This window comes from Streptomyces sp. NPDC096311 (assembly GCF_044763085.1).
GTDB lineage: Bacteria > Actinomycetota > Actinomycetes > Streptomycetales > Streptomycetaceae > Streptomyces.
On sequence record NZ_JBIWFN010000013.1, the window covers coordinates 254,231 to 270,034 of the forward strand.

At 71.5% G+C, this 15,804-nt stretch carries 19 protein-coding genes; 11 read left to right on the forward strand and 8 right to left on the reverse strand.

Translation table 11 applies throughout. The features are described from left to right. Positions 1-6: 6 nt before the first annotated feature. From ACIRA5_RS31430 to ACIRA5_RS31445, 4 genes are all read right to left on the reverse strand, one after another. Positions 7-429 (reverse strand): PRC-barrel domain-containing protein, encoded by a 423-nt coding sequence (locus tag ACIRA5_RS31430; protein WP_403696354.1) that lies wholly within the window; start codon positions 427-429, stop codon positions 7-9. Next, a complete protein-coding gene (locus ACIRA5_RS31435; RefSeq protein ID WP_403696357.1) occupies positions 426-1,022 on the reverse strand; it encodes a PRC-barrel domain-containing protein in 597 nt (198 codons plus the stop codon). Before ACIRA5_RS31435 ends, ACIRA5_RS31430 begins: the two co-directional genes overlap by 4 nt. After that, the gene (locus tag ACIRA5_RS31440; RefSeq protein WP_403696359.1) at positions 1,022-1,165 is read right to left on the reverse strand and encodes a hypothetical protein; all 144 of its coding nucleotides are present in this window, start codon (positions 1,163-1,165) and stop codon (positions 1,022-1,024) included. The genes ACIRA5_RS31435 and ACIRA5_RS31440 overlap by 1 nt, the downstream gene beginning before the upstream one ends. 126 nt (positions 1,166-1,291) lie before the next feature. Next, complete coding sequence (locus ACIRA5_RS31445; protein WP_403696361.1) at positions 1,292-2,473, reverse strand: PP2C family protein-serine/threonine phosphatase; 1,182 nt, start codon at positions 2,471-2,473, stop codon at positions 1,292-1,294. A 126-nt stretch (positions 2,474-2,599) separates the two neighbouring features. On the opposite strand from ACIRA5_RS31445, the gene ACIRA5_RS31450 reads away from it, so the two are divergent. After that, entirely contained in the window at positions 2,600-3,112 is a 513-nt protein-coding gene (locus ACIRA5_RS31450) for a MarR family winged helix-turn-helix transcriptional regulator (RefSeq protein ID WP_403696364.1), read from the forward strand. Positions 3,113-3,386: 274 nt separating this feature from the next. After that, positions 3,387-3,716 (forward strand): STAS domain-containing protein, encoded by a 330-nt coding sequence (locus ACIRA5_RS31455; RefSeq protein WP_403696366.1) that lies wholly within the window; start codon positions 3,387-3,389, stop codon positions 3,714-3,716. Between the two features lie 7 nt (positions 3,717-3,723). Here ACIRA5_RS31455 and ACIRA5_RS31460 read toward each other — a convergent pair whose 3' ends face one another. Continuing rightward, positions 3,724-4,296, reverse strand: a complete 573-nt coding sequence (locus ACIRA5_RS31460; protein WP_403696369.1) for a MarR family winged helix-turn-helix transcriptional regulator — start codon at positions 4,294-4,296, stop codon at positions 3,724-3,726. Between the two features lie 187 nt (positions 4,297-4,483). Here ACIRA5_RS31460 and ACIRA5_RS31465 point away from each other — a divergent pair, with 187 nt between their 5' ends. The 7 genes from ACIRA5_RS31465 to ACIRA5_RS31495 all read left to right on the forward strand — a co-directional run bounded on the left by ACIRA5_RS31465 (position 4,484) and on the right by ACIRA5_RS31495 (position 11,268). Further along, entirely contained in the window at positions 4,484-4,936 is a 453-nt protein-coding gene (locus ACIRA5_RS31465; protein WP_403696371.1) for an ATP-binding protein, read from the forward strand. A gap of 68 nt (positions 4,937-5,004) precedes the next feature. Continuing rightward, positions 5,005-6,243: a PP2C family protein-serine/threonine phosphatase gene (locus tag ACIRA5_RS31470; protein ID WP_403696372.1), complete on the forward strand. Its 1,239-nt coding sequence runs from the start codon at positions 5,005-5,007 to the stop codon at positions 6,241-6,243. Continuing rightward, positions 6,240-7,907, forward strand: coding sequence for an ATP-binding protein (locus ACIRA5_RS31475; RefSeq protein WP_403696374.1), 1,668 nt, complete (start codon positions 6,240-6,242; stop codon positions 7,905-7,907). Before ACIRA5_RS31470 ends, ACIRA5_RS31475 begins: the two co-directional genes overlap by 4 nt. Then, positions 7,904-8,347 (forward strand): response regulator, encoded by a 444-nt coding sequence (locus ACIRA5_RS31480; RefSeq protein WP_352051621.1) that lies wholly within the window; start codon positions 7,904-7,906, stop codon positions 8,345-8,347. The genes ACIRA5_RS31475 and ACIRA5_RS31480 overlap by 4 nt, the downstream gene beginning before the upstream one ends. Positions 8,348-8,560: 213 nt before the next feature. Then, entirely contained in the window at positions 8,561-9,904 is a 1,344-nt protein-coding gene (locus tag ACIRA5_RS31485; protein WP_403696377.1) for a diacylglycerol/lipid kinase family protein, read from the forward strand. A 235-nt stretch (positions 9,905-10,139) separates the two neighbouring features. Beyond that, the gene (locus tag ACIRA5_RS31490; RefSeq protein ID WP_403696557.1) at positions 10,140-10,661 is read left to right on the forward strand and encodes a DinB family protein; all 522 of its coding nucleotides are present in this window, start codon (positions 10,140-10,142) and stop codon (positions 10,659-10,661) included. Positions 10,662-10,785: 124 nt separating this feature from the next. Further along, complete coding sequence (locus ACIRA5_RS31495; RefSeq protein WP_403696380.1) at positions 10,786-11,268, forward strand: helix-turn-helix domain-containing protein; 483 nt, start codon at positions 10,786-10,788, stop codon at positions 11,266-11,268. 69 nt (positions 11,269-11,337) lie between these two features. Here ACIRA5_RS31495 and ACIRA5_RS31500 read toward each other — a convergent pair whose 3' ends face one another. The 3 genes from ACIRA5_RS31500 to ACIRA5_RS31510 form a co-directional block, all read right to left on the reverse strand. Beyond that, positions 11,338-11,940, reverse strand: coding sequence for a ClpP family protease (locus tag ACIRA5_RS31500; protein WP_388528179.1), 603 nt, complete (start codon positions 11,938-11,940; stop codon positions 11,338-11,340). A gap of 1 nt (position 11,941) precedes the next feature. Beyond that, the gene (locus ACIRA5_RS31505; RefSeq protein WP_403696384.1) at positions 11,942-12,595 is read right to left on the reverse strand and encodes an ATP-dependent Clp protease proteolytic subunit; all 654 of its coding nucleotides are present in this window, start codon (positions 12,593-12,595) and stop codon (positions 11,942-11,944) included. Between the two features lie 192 nt (positions 12,596-12,787). Then, entirely contained in the window at positions 12,788-14,014 is a 1,227-nt protein-coding gene (locus tag ACIRA5_RS31510; RefSeq protein ID WP_403696387.1) for an epoxide hydrolase family protein, read from the reverse strand. Positions 14,015-14,172: 158 nt separating this feature from the next. Here ACIRA5_RS31510 and ACIRA5_RS31515 point away from each other — a divergent pair, with 158 nt between their 5' ends. Together ACIRA5_RS31515 and ACIRA5_RS31520 are read left to right on the forward strand one after the other, a co-directional pair. Beyond that, complete coding sequence (locus ACIRA5_RS31515; RefSeq protein ID WP_403696390.1) at positions 14,173-14,655, forward strand: VOC family protein; 483 nt, start codon at positions 14,173-14,175, stop codon at positions 14,653-14,655. 265 nt (positions 14,656-14,920) lie between these two features. Continuing rightward, positions 14,921-15,433 carry a winged helix-turn-helix transcriptional regulator gene (locus tag ACIRA5_RS31520; protein WP_403696392.1) on the forward strand — a complete coding sequence of 171 codons (513 nt, stop codon included), beginning with the start codon at positions 14,921-14,923 and terminating at the stop codon, positions 15,431-15,433. The last annotated feature ends 371 nt before the right edge of the window (positions 15,434-15,804 follow it).

The following is a 15,804-nucleotide window of genomic DNA, read 5'->3' on the forward strand; positions in this document are numbered from 1 at the left end:
GCGACCTCAGCCGGTCCGTACGACCAGGGCGTAGTCCCCGAGCCCGACCAGCCGGTCGCCCGGGATGTCGCCCAGGGCCGTGCACATCTTCTCGACGCGGCCGGTGACCGGGTCGAAGGCGATGTCCCGCACGGTGTCGCGCTCGTCCCCGTCCTCGGTCAGGACCCGGACGCCCAGGATGTCCACGGGCGCCGGGGGAGGGGCGGTGTCCAGGGCGGTGCCCGACCGGACGAGGACGGCGTCCGGGCCGATCACGTGCACGGCGCTCCAGTCGATCGCGAACTCCTTGCGACCCCGGGCCGGCGACAGCCGTACCTGGCCGATCAGCCCCGATACGACATCGATCGTGAGTGACCTGACGACGCCGAGCTCGTCCGCCTCGCCGAGCGTGACGACCGGCAGGCCGCGGATCCTGGAGAACAGCGTCACGGTGTGGGTTCCGTCCGGTCGGCGGTGTCCCGCAGCCGGAACGCCTCGACCTGGGCGGCGAAACCGGCCAGGTCGTCCGCGACGAAGCGGGTCGCGTCCGCGGGGATGACAAGAGCCTGTCCCGACACGGCGATCGTCTCGCCCCGGGGGACGTACACCTTGCGGCGGCGGCGCTTCGAACCGGACTCCAGGGACTGACGGGCGGCGATCTTGAACCCCACCACGCGGCCGCTGATACCGGCCTCGACGACGAGGTCGAGCACGCTCCCCACCTCCGTGCCGCCGTCCGTGAGGACCCTGGCGCCCAGCACCCGGCCGTGCGCCGCCTCGTCCCGGGCGATCACCGCGGCCGGTTCAGCGAGGACCCCCCGGCCGAGGATCATGACGGCGTCGCGGCCCAGCGAGTGGACCGCGCTCCACGGCAGGCTCTGTTTCAGCGGGCCCGCGAGCAGCCCCCGGCCGTTGAGCGTGAAGCCGGTGACACGTCCCGCGGGCCCGTCGAAGACGGTGTCCTTGACCCGCGCCACCGCCTCACCGCCGAGCGTGACCACCGGCCGTCCGCCAAGGTCGCGCGCGGACATCAACTCGCTCATCACATCTCCCGCTTCCCGAACCGCTGCCCGCGCCGCACGGCGATGACGGTCCCCGACCGTCTGCTCGTCTGCACCCAGACCGCCGCCGCGCTCAGCAGCACCAGGGCCGCGACCACGACGACCGGCCACATCCACCAGTCCACCGTCCACCTCCGGGCCTTCGGGCCCCGGCCGCCGTCGACCGGATTCCGCCCGGTCCGGGTGCCCCGAGCGGACCGGGGAATGCGCGGTGGCCGTCGTCGTTTCGGCGGCCGAACCCGGGCGAGACGTCAGCCGGACGGCGTGCCGACCGGTCTGCCGGACCAGTCGAGACACACGATCAGCGCGTCGTCCAGCGGTTCGGTGACGCGGTACCGGGCCAGCTCGTCGAGGACGGCGCGCGGTACGTCGGCCGCGGGCAGCAGGGCGGTGGCCGACACGGCACGGGCCAGCGCCCGCTCCCCGAAGACCTCGCCCAGCGGGGACAGGGCGTCGTACACCCCGTCGCTCACCACCAGGAGCCGGTCACCGGGCAGGACGCCGAACTCCTGTGCCACGTAGTCGGACTCCTCGAACATGCCGAGCGGCAGCTGCGCCTCCAGCTCGATCCGCTCCACGGCCGTGCCCCGGCGGCGCCACATCCGGGGCGAGCCCGCGTCCACCGCGAGCGCGCTGCCGGTGGCGAGGTCGAAGGAGAGCAGCAGCGCCGACACGTGCTGGTCGCCGTGGTGCTGGGCGTAGAGGGCCTGGTCGGCGAGTCTGGCCTGGTCGGCGACCGGGAGCCCGGCGCGGCGGGCGTTGCGCAGGGCGCCGACGGCCAGGTGGGTCAGCAAGGACGCGTGGATGCCGTCCCCCATCCCGTTGATGATCGACAGGGTGAGCCGGTGCGCGTCCGAGGACCAGTCGAAGTTGTCCCCGCGCACCGCGTACGCGGGCTCCAGCTGGGCGCCGACGGCGAACTCCTCGCGGGCACAGGCCCGGCCCGGGAGCAGCTCCCACTGCATTTCGGCGGCCAGCGTCAGCCGGCCGACCCGCCGGGCCTGACGGTAGACGTCCGTGTCCCGTTCGGCCACGACGATCGCGTGGCCCAGCAGATCGGCGACCTGCACGAGTTCGTCGGTCACCGAGGGGTCCACGGGCCCCGGGGGCAGCAGGACGGTGAGGATGCCCAGGCGCTCGCCCCGGGCGGTGACCGGCAGATGCAGACGCGTCCGTGCGGTGGTGCGGGGGTGTTCCTCGTGCGGCTCCTGACTGCCGAAGGCGCGGCTCTCGGGGGTGTTGTGCAGGGACACGGCACGCGCGAGGTCGCCGGGCTTCTCGACCGGCTGCAGCACGGTCATGCCGTAGTCCGCCAGCAGCAGGTCGGCGTCGATCGCCCCCCAGACATCCGTCAGGAGGGGGCGCAGGGTGTCGAGCAGCGCGTGCGGCGGGGCCGCGCGCAGGGCTCTGTCGACGTCGTTCACAGAGGTCACGGTCGTGATGACTTTCTCGTGCGGTGGGCGTGCGAGGGGGTCTGCGTGGTCGCAGGGGTCTGTTTCGAGAGCTCCGGTGGACCGGCGCGGCTGGCAATGGCCTTGAGTTGATGACAAGGTGGATCGGTGCCTCGCTCGATCCGTCCACGCGTCTCCCGAGAAGAAGCCGCGCATACGCTCGACGCCGTCTCGGAGCTCCTCGAACTCCTGTGGGGTCGAGGGCAGGAGTCCGCGCCGTCCGGACCGGTGCCGCCCTCTCAGCTACGGGCCCTGATCGTGATCGAGCAGGGCGGGTCCATGAATCTTCGCTCGCTCGGTGACGCCCTGGCCTCGCGTCCCTCCTCGGTCAGCCGTCTGTGTGACCGGATGGAGGCAGTCGGCCTGATCCGCAGAGTGCCGAGCTCGACGAGCCGGCGTGAGGTCGAGGTCGGCCTCAGCCCGCTCGGCGAGCAGGTGCTGAGCGAACTGCGGGAGCACCGTGCGCGCGAGGTGCGGGCCGTGCTGGAGCAGATGTCCTCGGCGGACGTCGCCCGGCTCACCGAAGGCCTCGAAGCGTTCCGGGCGACCGCGCTGGACCAGCTCGAAGAGCGCTCCGGCGGGTCCGGCCGGGAGCCCGGGCAGGCGACCGGTACCGGTTAGCTCCATCTGCGTCCCTTCGGTGCGACCCATCACTGCGACCCCATCACTGCGACAACCGGCCCACGGGTCGCCGGACTTGGGGTCGCAGGGGCACCAGATTGTTGCCTGACGGCAATTGTTGTCAAATGACAACGATCGGCTACGGTAGGGCCTGACACCGCTCCATCGCGGCGTTGTGGCGCACCGTCCCCATGCGGTTACCCCACTCTCCGCGGATTCGACAACATTTCGAGGGATCGCTGTGCATTCAGGCCGGAGTCCAGGTCAGGCGGCCATGTCGCTGTCGATGCGCGAGGACGGTCGTTCGACCGTGATCGCGGTCCGCGGCGAGGTGGATCTCGACAACGCGGGTGAGCTCGACGAGGCCCTCGCGGCGGCGGGCCGTGCCGGTCCGGGAGCGGTGGTCCTCGACCTGGCCGCGGTGACCTTCCTGGACTCGACCACGATCAACGTCGTCCTGCGGGCCCACGGGGTGCTCGGCCCGCGGCTCCGGCTGGCCGCCCTCTCCCCGTTCGTGGAGCGGGTGCTGGGCCTCACCGGCGTCTCGGACGTGCTGCCGGTCTTCCCCGGCGTGGGGGAGGCACTGGAGGCCGATGCGGTCTGAGAGCGTGTCAGACGGACCGGTCGGGTGGCCCGGGTGTCTGCGCGTGCTCCGGATGCCCGTGGGCCAGCGACGGGCCGAGCGAGCGCAGCGCGGCCAGCAGTCCGCTCAGATCGGACTCCGGCATCCGCAGCAGCGCGTCCTTGATCCAGGCGGTGCGCTGATCCCGCACCCGGTCGAGGGCCGAGCGGCCGCGGCCGGTCAGACTCAGGCCGACGCCCCTGCGGTCCTCGGTGCGCGGCGAACGGGCCAGCAGTCCTGCCTCTTCGAGCGTGTCGCACACCCGGCTCGCCCGGGAGCGGCTGATCTGCGCCCGCTCGGCGAGTGCCGCGAGCGTCAGACCCGGATCCGTGCCCACCAGGGTCAGGGCGCGCAGCAGCGGCGGCGAGAGTCTGCTGTCGACCGCGACCGCCGTACGGGCCGACACGGAGACCAGGATCTCCGCCGCGGCCGCGAGCCGGTCGGCGGCCTGGAGCAGGGCGTTGTCCCGTTCCCGGGGCGGTATGCCGTCCCGTGCATCGGGGTCCTGTCCGTCCATCCGTCCGCGCCCCTTGCTCGTACCGAGAACTCGGTGACCGGTCATGCCTCGACTGGAGGCCCTGCCCTGCCGCGTCGGGATGACACCGTTCCCTTGTGGGAATCGTGTGCGGAAGCCACCCGGACGGGGGAACATCGGGGTGACTGTGGAGGACTTCACGGGGTACGAGCCCCTGTGCAGCAGCGTCCGGACGCGCAATGTCCCGACGTACCGGCATCCGAGAGAGAACCACATGATCGAGCGCTTGGACGGAGCGGTGATACCGACTGGCTTCGACGTGCCCGTGGAACCGCTTCGGCGGGCGGCGCACTACACCGGCGAGCCGGGGTGCATCGCCGAAGCGCGCCACTTCGCCGAGCTGTTCGTCGAACAGCTCCGTTCGGAGTGGTGTGCCGAGATCGGCGCACAGGCCACCGGCGACCTCCTGCTGGTCGTCAGCGAGCTGGTCACCAACGCGGACCGGCACAGCCATGGGCCGTACATCCTGGAACTGGAGGGAACCGACACCTCCGTGACCGTCATCGTGTACGACAGCAGCGCCGCCCTGCCCCGGCCCTATCCCCGGGATCCCGAACGCGTGGGGCGGCACGGCCTGGAGATCGTGCACGCGCTCGCGACGGAGGTGACCGTCGGGCGGGTACCGGTCGGAAAGTGCGTCAAGGCCCGGCTCGCCCTTCGCCGTTGAACCGGAGCGACGTACCACTAGGCTCACGGCGGACCATGGTCGTCGTGGGTCATCCAAGGGGGGCGAGCGTGGCGGATCGCCTGCCGCGGACAGGTGAACGAGGCGCGGTGCCCCGGCAGGGGAGTGCGGATCCCCGCTGGGGCCTGGACGCCACCGCGGTACTGCTGCTGGTCGAGGACGACGCCGGAGACGCACTGCTGGTGCGGGAGGTGCTGGCCGACAGCGGACTGCCGAGGGAGGTCACCTGGTGCAAGTCCCTCGCCGAGGCACGCGTGTTCCTCGACGCCACGCCGTACTCCGTGTGCGTCCTGCTGGACCTGCATCTGCCCGACACCCACGGACTCAGCGCGGTCCGTCAGGTACGTGACGCCGCGCCCGACGCGGCCGTCGTGGTGCTCACCGGAGTCGCCGAGAACGAGGCCGGGCTCGCCGCGGTGGCCGAAGGAGCGCAGGACTTCCTGGCCAAGGACGGCCTGGACGCCGAAGCGCTCAGCCGCGCGGTCCGGTACGCCCTGCAACGCAAGCAGGTGGAGCGTTCGGGCGCCGAACTCCAGGCGAGTCGGCTGCTGGCCCGGGAGAACGCGCGCCTGGAGCGCGGACTGCTGCCCACACCCCTGCTGCGGAGCGCCGGTTGTCAGGTGGCCTCGCGCTACAGCCCGGGACGGGACCACGCCCTGCTCGGCGGCGACTTCTTCGACGTCGTCGAGAGCGAGGACGGCACCGTGCACGCGGTGATCGGGGACGTCTCCGGCCACGGCGCGGCGGAGGCCGCCCTCGGCGTCTGTCTGCGGGTGGCCTGGCGGGCCGCCGTGCTCTCCGGATGCGTGGGCACGCGCCAGCTCGAGCTCCTGGAGGAGATCATCGGCGCCGAGCGCGCCGCGGACTACATCTTCGCCACCCTCACCGTCCTGCGGATCGCCAAGGACCGCAGCCGTATGAGCGTGATCCGCGCCGGACACCCGGGACTGCTCGTGGGCACCTCGCGTGGCATCGAGCTGTTCGAGCCGGCCCCGGGCCCCGCGCTCGGACTGCTTCCGGGCCGGACCCACTGGCCGGAGACCGAGCTGCCCGCGCACGACATCAGCGCCGTCACGCTGTTCACCGACGGCCTCTTCGAGGGCGTCGTGGCCCCGGGCCGGCGGCTGGGAGAGGAAGGGCTGCTCGCGGTGGCGAGGAAACACCAGGCCCTGCGCGGGCGCCCGTTCGCCGACGCGGTGGTCGAGGACGTCGCCGCGCTGACCGCCTCCCACGGCGGACTCGCCGACGACGTGGCCGTCCTGCACCTGGCGACGGACGGGATGTCATGACCCGTACGCCGAACGCCCCGGGACCGGACGACGCCACGGCGGACACTCCCGAGGACGTAAAGCCCCCACGCGTCGCCCGGCTGACCGTGCAGGGCTGGATCCACGTGGTGCTGGCCGCCAACGTGCTGCTGGTGATCGTCTTCGCCGTGTCCGGCGGTGTCCTCCAGGCCCGCGCCGACGACCGCACCGATCTGCTCACCGACCGCATCCAGCCGGCCCGCGCCACCGCCTACCAGCTGGAGACCTCGCTGGTGGACCAGGAGACGGGCGTACGAGGCTACGTACTGAGCAGGGACGCCGGTTTCCTCGATCCGTACGCGTCCGGAGCACGGGACGAGAAGACCTTCGAGGCCCGCCTGGCGACGCAACTCGCCGACCACGCCAAGATCGCCGCGGACCTGAGGACAGCCGGGCGCCTCAGTGACGCCTGGCGCCGCGACTACGCCGGGCCGCTGATCGAGGCGGCCCGCACGCCCGGCGGCGCCCAAGCCCCCTCCCTGGAGGCGAGCAAGGCCAGGTTCGACGAGATCCGGGGTCAACTCGCCACCCTGGAGAAGGACATCCAGCAGCTGCGCGACCGGACCCGCGCCTCGGCCGACGACAGCCGCCGGTCCCGCAACCTCCTCTTCCTCGGCATGCTCGCCGCCTTCCTGGCGAGCGGCCTCGCGCTGACCCTGCTGCTGCACCGGATCGTGGGCCGCCCTTTGCGGGTTCTGGAAGCGGCCTCGGTGGACGTCAGCGGCGGCGCGTTCGAGCGCAGGATCCGGCTCGACGGGCCACGCGACCTGGAAAGGGTCGCCCAGGCCGTCGAGGAGATGCGCCACCGCATCGTCGAGGAACTCTCCGCCTCCAAGGCCCGTGAGGTCCTCCTGGAGCGGCAGGCCGAGGAACTCGACGCCCAGACCCTGGAACTGAAGCGCTCGAACGCGGAGCTGGAGCAGTTCGCCTACGTCGCCTCGCACGATCTGCAGGAACCCCTGCGCAAGATCGCGTCCTTCTGCCAGCTCCTGGAGAAACGGTACGGCGACCAACTGGACGACCGGGCCAAGCAGTACATCGACTTCGCCGTCGACGGCGCCAAACGCATGCAGATCCTCATCAACGACCTGCTGACCTTCTCCCGCGTCGGGCGCGTCGGCGAGGAGCCGGTCCCCGTCGCCCTCGACGACGTCCTGGACCGGGCACTCGGCAACCTCAGCGTGGTCCTGGAGGAGACGGGTGCGCATGTCGTACGGGAGGGGCCACTGCCCACCGTGACGGGCGACGTCACCACCCTGACCATGCTCTGGCAGAACCTGATCGGCAACGCCGTGAAGTTCCGCCACCCCGACCGGCCGCCCGAGATCGCCGTCCGCTGTGAGGCGGATCCGGAGGACGGACAGTGGTGGCTGACCGTGCAGGACAACGGCATAGGCGTCGAACCCGAGTTCAGGGAGAAGGTCTTCGTCATCTTCCAGCGGCTGCACGGCCGCGACGAGTACGAGGGCACGGGGATCGGCCTTGCCCTCTGCCGCAAGATCGTCGAGCATCACGGGGGCGCCATCACCCTGGACGATGCCGCCGGTGCGGGCACGCGCGTGTCCTTCACCCTGCCCATGGCGCGACCGGAACCCGCCCTCGGGGCCGAGGAGGCAGCGCGCCCACCCGAAGGAGCACACACGTGAGCACCCCCGCCGTACCCATTCAGGTCCTGCTCGTCGAGGACGACCCCGGCGACGAGCTGATGACCCGCGAGGCGTTCGAGGACAACAAGATCCGCAACACCCTGCATGTCGTACGGGACGGCGAGGAGGCCCTCGACTTCCTCTACCGCGCCAACCAGTACACCGAGGCTCCGCGCCCCGACCTGATCCTGCTCGACCTCAACCTGCCCAAGTACGACGGGCGCCAGGTCCTGGAGCGGATCAAGTCCGACGACGAACTGGCCCACATCCCCGTCGTCGTCCTCACCACCTCCTCCGCCGAGGAGGACATCCTGCGCAGCTACAAACTGCACGCGAACGCCTATGTGACCAAGCCGGTCGACCTCGACCAGTTCATCGCCGCGGTCCGCCAGATCGACGACTTCTTCGTGACCGTGGTGAAGCTGCCCAAGACCATCTGACCCCCGCACCGGCCGGGGTCCATGAATGCGCGAAGTCGGGGAACAGGGACAACGGCGGCACAACCTTGCCGACCAGGAGATCTGTTGTCGAGACGCGAGGGTGGGCCTCAGATGAGAAGGCGCGGGACGGGGCGACGAACAGGCAGTGGCACGCCGTGGTGGCCGGGCGGGGCGGCCACGGGACCGGCCGGGCCCTCCGGATGGCGGCGGACCGTGGCCGGTGGACTCGCGTGGGGCGCCGCCGCCGCGGCCCTCGGCGCGTCAGGGAACCGGACCGCGCGCCGGGCCGCGCTGCGCGGCATCGGCACCGTCGCCATCGCCTCGGCCGTGACCCGCGTGCTGGCGCGCCCCGCGGCCCGCAAGGCGCAGCCGCCGGGCGCGGCCGGCCGGGTCGCGTCGGCCGCCGCGTTCGCCGTCGGCGTCCTGCTCGAAGCGCCCCGATACGGCCTGTTCGCGGTGCCCGGCGCCGCGGCGCTGACCCTGGCCCGCACGCGCTCGGGGGACCGGCGTCCCGGCGACGTGGCCGTGGGCGTCGCGATCGGTGTCGGCGCCGCCGCGCTGACCGCCCGCTGGTGGCCGGTCAAACCGGAGGCGGCGGCCGCGGCGGCACCCCCGCGGCGGCCCGCTCCCGCGCTGCCCGGGGGCGCCGGACTGCACATCGTGGTCAACCCGTCCTCCGGGCTCTCCTGGAGCGCCGATACCCCTGACGCGAGCGCGTATCTGCGCGCCGCGCTGCCCAAGGCCGGGATCACGGTGCCGCAGGAGGACCAGGACCTGGTGGAACTCCTGGAACAGGCCGCCCGGCGGGCCAAGGCCGAGGGCGGCGCCCTCGGCGCCTGCGGCGGCGACGGCACGATCAACGCCGCGACGGAGATCGCCGCCCGGCTCGGTCTGCCGCTCGCGGTCTTCCCCGGCGGCACCTTCAACCACTTCGCCGTCGACCTCGGCAACCAGACCCTGGAGGACGTCGTACGAGCCGTGCAGGCGGGCGACGCGGTCGTCGCGGACCTCGGGCGGGCCCGCGCCCCCGGCGGACCGGAGCAGGTGTTCCTCAACACCTTCAGCCTCGGCGTCTACTCGGACCTGGTCGGTGCCCGGGAGAAGCTGGAGCAGCGGATCGGGAAGTGGCCCGCGCTGGTGGTCGGACTGGCCAGGGTCCTCACCAAGGGCAGCCCCGTGAACGTCTCGGTCAACGGCCGCCCCAAGCGCCTGTGGCTCCTCTTCGCGGGCAACGGCATCTACCACCCCGCCGGGTTCGCCCCCACCTACCGCACCCAACTCGACGACGGACTGCTCGACGTCCGTGCCGTCGACGCCGGCACCCCCTTGGCCAGGACCCGGCTGCTGCTCGCCGTCCTGACCGGCACCCTGCACAACAGCCGGGTCCTCACCACGGCGCAGGTGCGCGGCCTGCGGCTCGAAGTGCTGCACGGCGACCCGCGGTTCTCCTACGACGGCGAAGTGACCCGGGTCGCGGCGCCGAGGCTGGTGCTCGACAAGGTGACACGCGCCGTGACGCTGTACCGGCCCGCGGAGAAGGACCAGTGGCTGCGCTGAACGGGCTGAAGGGCCCCGGCCACCCGGTTCCTCCCGATCGACGCGGGCCGGGTCCCGCCCCGACTCCCGGGTACGGCGGGTGACTTGACATCGTTTCGGGGCGGCGGAAAACCGGTGGCGGATCGGGTTCGGTACGCCGATGCTCGTAGGCATGGCCGACACCACACTTCCCCAGCCTCCCCAGCCTCCCCACTCCGGGAACACCCCGTCCGAGCGGAGCTTCGGGTGGTGGGACATGTTCGTGCACCCGGACGACGATCCGCGCTCCGACGGCGGGTTCGTGGGGGAGCGGGACACGCTCGTCGGGTATCTGCGCGACCAGCGGCTGACGTTGGAGATGAAGTGCGCGGGCCTGGACGCCGAGGCGATGGCCCGGCGTTCCGTCGAGCCCTCGAACATGTCGCTGCTCGGGCTGGTGCGTCATCTGGCGGGGGTCGAACAGGCCTGGTTCCGTGGGGTGCTGGCCGGCCAGGACGCGCCGCGGCACTACCGCTCGGACGGCGACCCGAACGGCGACTTCAACGGCGCGGTACCCGACCCCGAGGCGGTGGCGGATGCCTGGGACACCTGGCGCTCCGAGGTGGCCTTCGCCGAGCGGTTCGTGGACGAGGCCCGTGACCTCGACATCACCGGCACCCACGACGACGAGCCGATCGCGCTGCGGGAGGTGCTGGTGCACCTGATCGAGGAGTACGCCCGGCACAACGGCCACGCGGACTTCCTGCGCGAGCGGATCGACGGGCGGGTCGGGCAGTGACGGGCGTGTCGGACAGTGACGGTGCGTCGGGCAGTGACGCACGGGTGACGTGGTTCGATTCCCCCGAGAGCGGAATGCCGAGCCGATCCCTTCCGTCGTGGCTCGGCGCTTCTAGGCTGAAGGGGTGAGCAACCAAGCGCCGAACGAAGCCCGCGTCATTCCCCTCCGCCCGGCGACCGCACCGGCTCCGGCCAGCGGCCCGGCGACCCGTCCCACCGGCCCCGCCGCCCCCGTGGCCGACGCGCCCCAGCGGCCCCGCCCGGCCCTCGCGCCCCGGCAGACGCCACCGGCGCCCAGGATCAGGGAGCCGCTGTGGCGCGACGTGGTGGGTGACGTCCTGCGGCGCGAGCGGCTCGCGCAGGAGCGGACGCTCAAGGACGTCGCCGACGCGGCTCGGATCTCGATGCCGTACCTCTCGGAGCTGGAGCGCGGCCGCAAGGAGGCGTCGTCCGAAGTCCTCGCGGCCGCCGCGCGCGCCCTGGGCCTCGGGCTCACCGATCTGCTCTCGCTGGCCCAGGGCGAACTCACCCGCCTCGCCCAGGTGCGGCCCGCCCGCCGCCGCACTCCGTCGGCCTCGCACCACAACGGCATGTGCCTCGCCGCCTGACCGGGCCGACCGGCCAGGGCCTGCCCGGCGAACCGCGCCGCGGACGCGGGCCCTGGCGGTGGTCCGGTCTCAGACCGTCGCGAGCCGTCGGCTCAGGACCTCGTCCGCGAGTCCGTATGCCACGGCCTCCTGCGCGGTGAACACCTTGTCGCGGTCCATGTCCGCGCGCAGGGTCGGCACGTCGTGGTGCGTGTGCCGGGAGAGGACCTCCTCGACCTGGGCGCGGATACGGAGCATCTCCTTGGCCTGGAGAGCGAGGTCGGACACCGTCCCCTGCCGGCCGCCGCTCGCGGGCTGGCCGAGCAGCACACGCGCGTGCTCCAGCACGAACCGCCGCCCGGGATCGCCGCCGGCCAGCAGCACCGCCGCCGTGGAGGCCGCCTGGCCGACGCAGAACGTCGAGATGGGCGCCTGTACGAACGTCATCGTGTCGTAGATCGCCATGAGCGAAGTGAACGACCCGCCGGGCGAGTTGATGTAGATCGCGATCTCGCTCTCCGGGCTCGACGACTCCAGATGGAGGAGTTGCGCGATGACGACGTTGGCGACCCCGTCGTCGATCTCGGTGCCGAGAAAGATGATCCGCTCGGACAGCAGCCGGCTGAAGACGTCGTAGGACCGCTCGCCCTGCGGGGTCCGCTCGACGACGTTCGGAATCGTGTACGTACCCATGTCAGAGCCCCATCCGTCGCCGTGACGCGGCCGGGCGGACGTCGTCGAGCGACTCCACGACCCGGTCCACCATGCCGTACTCCTTGGCCTGTTCGGCCGTGAACCAGCGGTCGCGGTCGCCGTCCCGGGAGATCGTCTCCTCGCTCTGGCCGGTGTGCTCCGCGGTGATCCGCTCGATGGCCTGCTTCGTGAACTCCAGGTTCTGCGCCTGGATCTCGATGTCGGCGGTGGTGCCGCCGATGCCCGCCGACGGCTGGTGCATCATGATCCGCGCGTTGGGCAGCGCGTAACGCTTGCCGTGGGTGCCGACGCTGAGCAGGAACTGTCCCATGCTCGCGGCGAATCCCATGGCGAGGGTCGCGACGTCGTTGGGGATCAGCCGCATGGTGTCGTAGATCGCGAGCCCCGCGGTCACCGATCCGCCCGGGCTGTTGATGTACAGGCTGATGTCGGTGCGCGGGTCCTCCGCCGACAGCACGAGCAGCTGGGCGCAGACCCGGTTCGCGGACACCTCGTCGACCTGGGTGCCGAGAAGGACGATGCGCTGCGTGAGCAACTGGGCGGCCAGATGGTCGTCGAAGCGGGTCGCGGGGGTGTCGCCGTCCTCGGCGCGCGGTGCGTGGGCCGGGTACCGGCCGGTGATGAAGGGAGTCATCGGTCCTCCTCGTGGTGGCGCGGCTGGCGTCGCCGCGATCCCCACTCTCGGACCGAAGGGCCTGGCGGATCAGCTTTCTCGGCCGGCAGCAGATTCGCCACGGGCAGAGGGGCTACGGGGTTGCCGTCACGAGTGCCACCGGCGTCACCGCCGGCCCCGGCGGGGACCGGGGCTCAGGTGTCCGACCCGTGCTCAGGCGTCGGTGCGCAGGTCCCGGAAGAAGGACCGCACATCCCCGACCAGCAGCTCGGGCTCCTCCGCCGCGGCGAAGTGTCCGCCCCGGTCGAATTCCGTCCACCGCACGATGTTGTTCGTACGCTCCGCGATGTGCCGCAGTGGTACGAGGGGCTCGTGCGGGAAGACGGCCAGCGCGGTCGGCGCCGTCGACGGCTCGGGCGCGGTGCCCCAGTACTCCGCGTGCGCCCGCTCGTAGTAGATGCGGGCCGAGGACCCTGCCGTGGCGGTCAGCCAGTACAGCATCACGTTGGTCAGCATCAGGTCCCGGTCGACGGCGTCCTCGGGGCGGTCCTTCGCGTCCGTCCATGCCCTGAACTTCTCTGTGATCCAGGCGAGTTGACCGACGGGGGAGTCCGTCAGCGCGTAGGCCAGGGTCTGTGGCCGGGTGCCCTGGAGTTCGGCGTAACCGGCCTCCTCGCGGCGCCATTCCAGACCCCGTCGCCACGACAGCAGCGTGCGCTCGCGTTCTTCGGGGCGCAGCGAGGCCAGTTCCTCGGGAGTCGGCTCGGTGGCCGCGGACGATCCGGGCAGCAGGTTCAGGTGGACACCGACGAGCCGTTCGGGGTACGCCCGGCCCAGCTCGCGGGAGATGGCCCCGCCCCAGTCGCCGCCCTGGGCGCCGAACCGCTCGTAGCCGAGCCGTGTCATGAGCTCGGCGAAGGCGGCGGCCACCCGTTGGAACTCCCAGCCGGTGTCCCGGGTGGGACCGGACAGCCCGAAGCCGGGGATGCTCGGTACGACGAGATGGAAGGCGTCGGCCGGATCGCCTCCGTGCGCGCGCGGATCGGTCAACGGGCCGACGACGTCGGTGAATTCGACGATCGAGCCGGGCCAGCCGTGCGTGATGACCAGCGGGGTCGCGTCCGGCTCCGGGGAACGGACATGCGCGAAGTGGATCCGCGCGCCGTCGATCTCCGTCGTGAACTGCGGCCATGCGTTCAGCCGTGCCTGCGCCGCCTGCCAGTCGTAGTCGTGGCGCCAGTACCGTACGAGTTCGCGCAGGTACTCCCGCGGGACACCGTAGGCCCAGCCGACCCCCGGCAGTTCGTCGGGCCAGCGGGTGCGATCGAGTCGTTGGTGCAGGTCGTCGAGGTCGCTCTGCGGGACGTCGATACGGAACGGCTCGATGCGCGCGCTGTCCGAGGCGGAGGAAGGGCTGGAGGAATCAGCGGAGGAGGTCATGTCCGCGCATGCTATAGCGCCCCTTGGAGGGCGCGGCGAACGACGCGATCGGCCGCCACCGTCTTCGCGGCGAAAGGATCCCGCGCGACGCCGATGAGTTTTGGGACGACGATCGGTCGACAGAGGTGACGAAACTTTTCCCGCCGCAGGAGGTACGTATGTCCGCCGACGGATTCACCACGTGTCTGTGGTTCGACGGTCAGGCCGAGGAGGCCGCGCACTACTACGTCTCGATCTTCAAGAACTCCCGGCTCGGCAGGATCGCCCGCTTCTCCGAGTCCGAGCACGGCACCGCCGGTTCCGTGATGGCCGTCGACTTCGTGGCCAACGGACAGAAGTTCGTCGCGCTGAACGGCGGCCCGCAGTTCACGTTCGACGAGGCCATCTCGTTCCAGATCCACTGCGACGACCAGGAGGAGGTGGACCACTACTGGAACAAGTTCGTCGAGGACGGCGGCGAGGCGGGTCCCTGCGGCTGGGTCAAGGACAAGTACGGCCTGTCCTGGCAGGTCGTCCCGAGCAGGCTCATCGACCTGATCAGCGACCCGGACACCGAGAAGGCGGCCCGGACGACCCAGGCGATGTACAAGATGTCCAAGCTGGACATCGCGGTCCTGGAGAAGGCGTACGCGGGCGAGTAGCGGACCGCCGGCACGACGGGCCGGCCCGCGTCTCCTCGCCCGGGCGGGGATCGGCCGAGCCGGCCGCCGTGCAGCGCCGAGGTGGCCTGGTCGGGCGGGAGCGGGCTCTGGGTTCGCGGCGCACGGGAGGCAGCGCTCCGCTCCGGCCCGTCGTGACGGCAGGCCACGAGTGCCCGCTTTGCGTCTTGACCGGCACGCGCTTCCCCTCCCCCTCCCCATCACTCAGCTGCTGGGTCTCTTTTCGCGACTCTCATATGCTGGGGGGATGAGAAGGACTTCGTTCGCGAACTGGCCCTGCTCCATCGCGCGCACCATGGACTTGCTCGGAGACTGGTGGACGCCTCTCGTGCTGCGTGAGGCGTTCTACGGAATCAAGCGTTTCGACGAGTTCCAGCAGGAGCTCGGGATCGCCCGGAACACCCTGGCGGACCGGCTGCGACGCCTGGTCGACGAGGGCCTCATGGAGAAGCGCTCCTACCAACAGGATCCGGTGCGCTACGACTATGTCCTCACCGAGATGGGGAGTGACTTCTTCGGCGTGCTGGCAGCCATGAACGGCTGGGGCAACCGGTGGCTGGCCGGCGAGCAGGGGGCTCCCGTCGTCTTTCACCACGACCGCTGCGGACACCAGGGCGAGCCGGAAGTCGTGTGCGGTGAGTGCAAGCAACCCATGACCGCGGCGGATACGCATCCGCGGATGGGCCCTGGATACCCGCCCCACCTGGCGGAGCGTCCGGAGATCCGGCAGCGGTTCACGCCATCACTTGACGGCGCCTGACCTGCGTGTGAAACGCGGGCACCAGAACGATCCGCATCCTCATGCAAGGCGTCGGCCGCCCGCGGCCCGCGCAGGTTCTTTCGCGGGATCTCGCCCGCAGGCGACTTGGGGATCTCGTCCGCACAAAGGTGGGGATGTGCCGTCTCCGGGGCGATGAATGCGTGGGGCAGCTCCTCGCCGTCGGCCCTGCACACCCCGATCACGGCCGCGTCAGCGACGCCGGGGCGGGTGATGAGCAGGTCAGCCCGTAGCCCTGGAGCGTGGTGGCGTTCGGCCGTCTGGCCGGCGCGGGACGGCCACGGGGGTGATCGTCAGGCTCCTCGTTGAGTCGTTGAGTCGTTGAGTCGTGGAGTCGTTGGGCGGCAGGCGGC